Origin of the sequence: Oligoflexus sp., assembly GCF_035638955.1 — a bacterium.
Lineage (GTDB): Bacteria > Bdellovibrionota_B > Oligoflexia > Oligoflexales > Oligoflexaceae > Oligoflexus.
This window is the reverse complement of the sequence record NZ_DASQYZ010000338.1, coordinates 1-5,176: the sequence shown is the minus strand read 5'-3', so window position 1 is coordinate 5,176 and position 5,176 is coordinate 1. Positions and strand designations below refer to the sequence as shown.

The window sequence follows — 5,176 nt, the reverse complement described above, 5'->3', positions numbered from 1 at the left end:
TAAACGCTCGGTTATTCCCCACTTGTGGCCGGCGGTTGAAATACGGAAACTTGCCTTATAGTTGCCTTAAGGTAAGACCTCAATTTCTGGGAAATTGCCTTAAGGTTTAGATAAGGAAGGTTTCTTAGGGATGAGTAAAACGCAGTTGATCATGGGCGTTGAGCGTCGGCGAAAGTTCCCGGATGAGGAAAAGGCCAGGATAGTCTCCGAGATGGCCGAAACATCGATGACCGCTGTCAGCAAGAAGCACGGCATTGCGATGAGCGCCCTGTCGAAAGGGAAGAAAAGGTTCCCAACAATTTTTCTTCTTTTGGAAAGCATTGAGATCGCATCAGCCTGCCCTGGTTGTAGCAGGTTGTCAGTGGATATTCCTGGTGGCACCACATGCTCTACTGTGAGTTAGGCAAGGCGCCTGAACGAACACATCACGTCCAAATCCTCCCAGATCGAAAGTCCTGGGAGGCAGCATATCACCCAACTATTTTCTCTGACATCTATCAGATCAAGGGCAGTCAACGAGTTTGAAGAGGAATGGCCCTATGGACTTGACCGCCAGAGTTCCTGTCCCTGGTGGAACTCGAGCGACCGCAACGAAATGCAGAATCTCTGAAGTTCCGCAGCCCGATTTCACGGCATTGGCTATTAACGGCAAGCTCAATTTTTGAGCGTTGCCGGCAGGGACAGCGATTTCCGTGAAATTCGCAATCCCATCAAAATCGCTGCTGAAATAATAGTTGCCGTTTATAGTGCTGCCGTTGGCCGGAAGTGAGGCTTCGACATTGACCTTGGCATCAGCCGAACCTCCAGGCATTTCATGGACAGCTTGTTACACACTGACGATCGCGAGAAGCTCACCGCGCAACAGGATCTGATGATCTGGCGCTCAAAACAATGTCCTTTGGTGTCAAAAAGCATGAGCCGCCCTCTCAAGGTCTCCCGGAGAATACGGCGGACTTACCCAGGCACAACACAACCTATTTTTTTGCTCATGCCTGATCTGCCCAAGCCTAACTGGAGAAATGTTTAATTCCTTGATAATCGTCTTATCTCGAAACGGCTACGAACCAATCGATTTGGCAAAGATTCAGTTCAAGAAATATAGGCAAATAAGCATGCGACATATTGTGGCTCTGACTCTGCTATCGCTACCGATCTGGTCTTGCAAGGTCAAAAAGCCTGCTGAGAATGCGGCAATCGTTTCTGCGCAAGATGGAATGCAAAAGAGTCGCTTAGAGTCCCTGGAAGTCTACCCGGTCGACGCTACTGATCACGTGCAGGATAAAACTCTCGATGTTGCGGATCCCTCACAATTCAATCCTAACGTTTCCAATGTGGTAGCCTACGCACGCTATGGGTATTCGGCCATGACGAGCGGAAAGGAAGTCGGCTCAACTGATCCGACGACGCTCGCTACGGCGGTAGCTCAAGCAGCCGAAAAAACCGGGATTAAACCAGCCGACGTAGTCCGTTATTCACTCGTGCGAGGTTCGGACGATGACTACCTTGCCGCGCGTAGTAAAATCCTCAAGGATGCTGAGGGTGCGACGCCGCAGACTAAACTTCCACGTCTGGCCAAACGGATCGTTGACACTGCGAAACAGCTTGATGCGTGTTCGAGTGAAAGGGGGCAGTCCATGCGAGACTGCTGCACGTCCCTCGGCTTCACATCTTATTTCATAGATACCGATGAGGTGCCGTCCCCAGCGCAGCGCGAAAATCTGCGCCTTCTTGCATCGCAGGCCGAATTTTACACAACCTATATGCGCAGACGCCTGGACTTGGGTCGGAAGGTGGAAGGCGGAGCGATCGATGAGCCATCCAAGGTTTTTGAACATCTAGGCATCAAAGCTTGGCTCTCGGTTTGCGCCCCGGTTCTAACTCAGGCACCTGCGACTCTGGATGAAGCGAAAGAACTATATGGCGACTATTCCACGGGCGTAGAGTGGCAGCAGGAACTTCATCCTAGAAGCCTAGCAAAGATGGCTGGTCGACGCATTTATCGCAAAGGCTACGGAAAAATGCGCGTATCGGTCGCAGAATCTTTAAATGATGCCTGTGAAATCCGCGAAACCGAAATCATCGTTTCTCGCGCCTCGAGTGAAAAAGATTTTTACTCGTATGGTCCGGAAGGAACGCTCGTTTCGCACGGCTATTTTCCCGCCCGTTTGGGAGTTGATAGCATAAAGTTCACACCTGATTCATGCATGGGCTGCCACTATACATTTGATACGCGGGAATTTTCGGTGCAGGCCCCTAGCTTCGTTGCTCTTAATCTCATTTACCGTGAAGTCGCAGGCGTTCCCCAGTGGAAAGACCACAGCCACTGCCAGTTACCCCGGGATAGAGTTATCGAACACGCTAGCAAGGTGTTTTCCTCGTTGTAAGTTGAAGCGAACGTACTTTTGGCGGTTGTGTTGCGCCTGGGTAAGTCCGTGGTATTCTCCGGGAGACCTTGAGAGGGCGGCTCATGCTTTTTGACAACGAAGGACATTGTTTTGAGCGCCAGATCATCCTGCTTCATGTCCGCTGGTATCTTTCCTATAAGCTGAGTTACCGGGATTTTGAAGAGATGGCCGAGGAACGTGGGCTTGCCGGACACGCATAAAGGGATCGGAGGAAGCTGTAGCAATGGCCTCTTTACTTTGACCCTGGCTCAAACCCAGACTATTACCGTTGGTTCGTTTAGTTCCCAGGCATGTCTGGATTTAAGCTCTTTAGGTACTCAGCGCTTGCGCGAATTTCATGCTGAATCTGCCAAGCCCTTGACTTAAGCTGCTTCCCCCTGCGTAATTGCTGCAAGCGCCTCATTTGCCGCCTTCTTGAAGCGGCTGACACCATTGAACTGATTCAAATAGAGCGACGCTTCCTTGATTTTATACACTGTCGCGTATTCCGTTACGGTCGTTCCTGGCTTTGGCAAGCCGGGGTCATGGCATCGCTGCAGGTTATATGCGGCGAGGCAAAAGTTAATGTGAGTTTCAACAGCACGGAATGATGAAGACTGACAGTCGCCAAAGCCATGCTCCTGCTTCATTTCCTTGTGCCATGTTTCCACGGCCCAACGCCTTTTGTACGTCTCTACGATTTCTCCTCCCGACATACATGGATCACTCGAAACAATATACTTCGACGACTTCTTCCCATCCCTTCTTTTCATTTCCGAATATACTGCCGTTACCAGCCCAAATCCTTTGAGCTTCACCTCGGCTGCAATTCTTATGCGATATTCCTTTCGCACCATTTTACCGTCTTTTCGGGCAAAAAGCCGAATCGACTGCCAGGGGATGATTCTTTGCCTGCGAAAATATTCATCGATAGCCATGCCATCAATTTGTCTCTTGCATTTGATACACATTGTGAAATGACAGCCGATTCGGTTTATAGCTTTCTGCACCTTTTTCGCATCGTAGCCCGCGTCACAAACAAAATGAAGATGTTTGATGATTTCCCTAGGGAACAGATCGCTGGCGTGGAGCCAGTTCAACCAGTCAATCACCAGTTCGTTTTCTGTCTTATACGTGAATCCGTTCTCCTCACAATATCCCTGGGAATAATGCGCTACCGCTGACAAGGGAATTACATCCTCGCCCAACACAAGTACAAAATTCACGATCTTATGACCACGCACTGTTTTCTTTCCAAGCTTATGAAAACTGATGTTTTCCACATGTTTCCCGCGACGGCCAGTGAGGGTGGCATCAAAGATTACCAGAGCTTTTGTTTTACTTCCTTTTTTCTGCAAGGCGGAAAGCCTTCTTCTAACCGATCGATTCAGACAACCTTTGGCAATAGTCAGGTTGTCGGGTCGATTGAGCATCCGTGAAAATGACGACTCGTGTTTGCCACTCAAGCGGGCTGCAAACCTGGGTTGATGACCTTTGGATTCCAGCATCAGGTACAAAATATAAGCAGCCAACACCTCAACGATACTCTTGGGCATAAGCTGAAAATCGTCTATGATGCGGCTCAGGTGCTTTTGCATCATCGGCTCCTGTGGCTGGAAGGTTTGTTTATAGTTCTTCCACTGTCGCTGCAGGGGTTTCTTTTTTCAATATTTCAAAAAGCCGCATGGGTGAAGGCCCACTATTTTGAGGCATCCTATGAAAATGGGGCTTTGAAGCTTTGAACAGGCAGGTTCTTCAGGTCATCTTTATTTCAGCGCGCAAGCACTGAAATATCTGATATGAATATGAAATGTCCATGTGAATAGAAGGAAGAAAAAGGCGAGCGCCACGCAGCAAAAATGCAGAAGGCTGAAAGGAACGCGACGAGGATATACAGTCGGGTAAATGATAATGATTTGCAAAATATAGGTGAACACCGACGAAAAGTTTTGTATTTTTGGATTCTGGAACATGGCCAGCCGTAGGCTGGTCATCCAAACCCTGCTACCTATCGCAGAAATTAGTCAGGAGGTTTTCCCAAATGAGCGGATCGATCATCTTTGAAGGGTTCGAATCCTGGAGCATGGCCGGCTGGGTTTATCGATCAGTCTGTTAAAAAATCTGCCGTGTTCTAAAAGAATCTGAGCATGATTTTGGATTATATGAGGAACTCTCAGACGAGGGCGGCGTAGCGCGCGGTGCAGAATATATAGACACTGAAAAATGGCCCGATGAAAGAATTATTTTTTTCTGCGACGTCATTGCCAGATCATTTTCCGAGTATAAGAGGAGGGGATATAAACCTGAAGAATGGCAAAAGGAGGACGGCTACTACTGGTTCCTCGAAGCATTCGAAGAACTTGTCGAGCTGGCATTAAAAAAGAAAAATGCCTTAATGGCTAAGCATCGGGACAGCTCCTGAAAATCTCAGGATTTCTGGCAGGTTTGGTGTTCTCCGACTAGGGTGTGAGCAAAGTTTTCCATCACACCTTGTCCAGCTCCAATGTCGCTGCAGGGGCTTATTTTTTTAACTCTTCGACCCGATGAATTTTGAAAGTCAATGTCCTGAGGCACTCCATTGCTTGCCGGCTAGCAAATACATGCCTGCTTAGGCTTTTATGATGCAATCATGAATTCGCGCAAGCGCTGAGTAGTTAACAGCATGGGTTTATAGGCCCTATTGATTTTTCATGGCTGCCTATTCCCATGCGGCAGAAATCGGTCGATGGAGATCGTTCAGTTGCACACTGAGCGAAAATGCAGGGCGTTGACACTTTGATTTTGCCATGCGT

Annotated in this window: 5 protein-coding genes and 1 pseudogene; 4 read left to right on the top strand and 2 right to left on the bottom strand. The window is 48.5% G+C overall.

The annotated features are described in order from the left end of the window. The first annotated feature begins 130 nt into the window (after positions 1 to 130). Complete coding sequence (locus VE954_RS29930) at positions 131 to 403, top strand: transposase (protein ID WP_324959875.1); 273 nt, start codon at positions 131 to 133, stop codon at positions 401 to 403. 99 nt (positions 404 to 502) lie between these two features. Here the strand turns inward: VE954_RS29930 and VE954_RS29925 are convergent, their stop codons facing one another. After that, positions 503 to 811, bottom strand: a complete 309-nt coding sequence (locus VE954_RS29925; protein WP_324959873.1) for a hypothetical protein — start codon at positions 809 to 811, stop codon at positions 503 to 505. A 301-nt stretch (positions 812 to 1,112) separates the two neighbouring features. Between VE954_RS29925 and VE954_RS29920 the strand changes: the two genes are divergently transcribed. Together VE954_RS29920 and VE954_RS29915 are read left to right on the top strand one after the other, a co-directional pair. Further along, positions 1,113 to 2,384: a hypothetical protein gene (locus tag VE954_RS29920; protein ID WP_324959871.1), complete on the top strand. Its 1,272-nt coding sequence runs from the start codon at positions 1,113 to 1,115 to the stop codon at positions 2,382 to 2,384. 83 nt (positions 2,385 to 2,467) lie between these two features. Beyond that, positions 2,468 to 2,590: pseudogene (locus VE954_RS29915) on the top strand (IS6 family transposase); the annotation flags it as partial. A gap of 177 nt (positions 2,591 to 2,767) precedes the next feature. On the opposite strand, the gene VE954_RS29910 reads toward VE954_RS29915, so the two are convergent. Continuing rightward, on the bottom strand, positions 2,768 to 3,742 hold the full coding sequence (locus VE954_RS29910) for a transposase (protein WP_324959869.1): 975 nt from the start codon (positions 3,740 to 3,742) through the stop codon (positions 2,768 to 2,770). Between the two features lie 93 nt (positions 3,743 to 3,835). Between VE954_RS29910 and VE954_RS29905 the strand changes: the two genes are divergently transcribed. Beyond that, positions 3,836 to 4,126, top strand: a complete 291-nt coding sequence (locus VE954_RS29905) for a hypothetical protein (RefSeq protein WP_324959867.1) — start codon at positions 3,836 to 3,838, stop codon at positions 4,124 to 4,126. Positions 4,127 to 5,176 lie beyond the last annotated feature (1,050 nt).

Coding starts and splice junctions, on each gene's coding strand:
- VE954_RS29930 (WP_324959875.1), top strand. CDS start 131: ATGAGTAAAACGCAGTTGATCATGGGCGTTGAGCGTCGGCGAAAGTTC.
- VE954_RS29925 (WP_324959873.1), bottom strand. CDS start 811: ATGCCTGGAGGTTCGGCTGATGCCAAGGTCAATGTCGAAGCCTCACTT.
- VE954_RS29920 (WP_324959871.1), top strand. CDS start 1,113: ATGCGACATATTGTGGCTCTGACTCTGCTATCGCTACCGATCTGGTCT.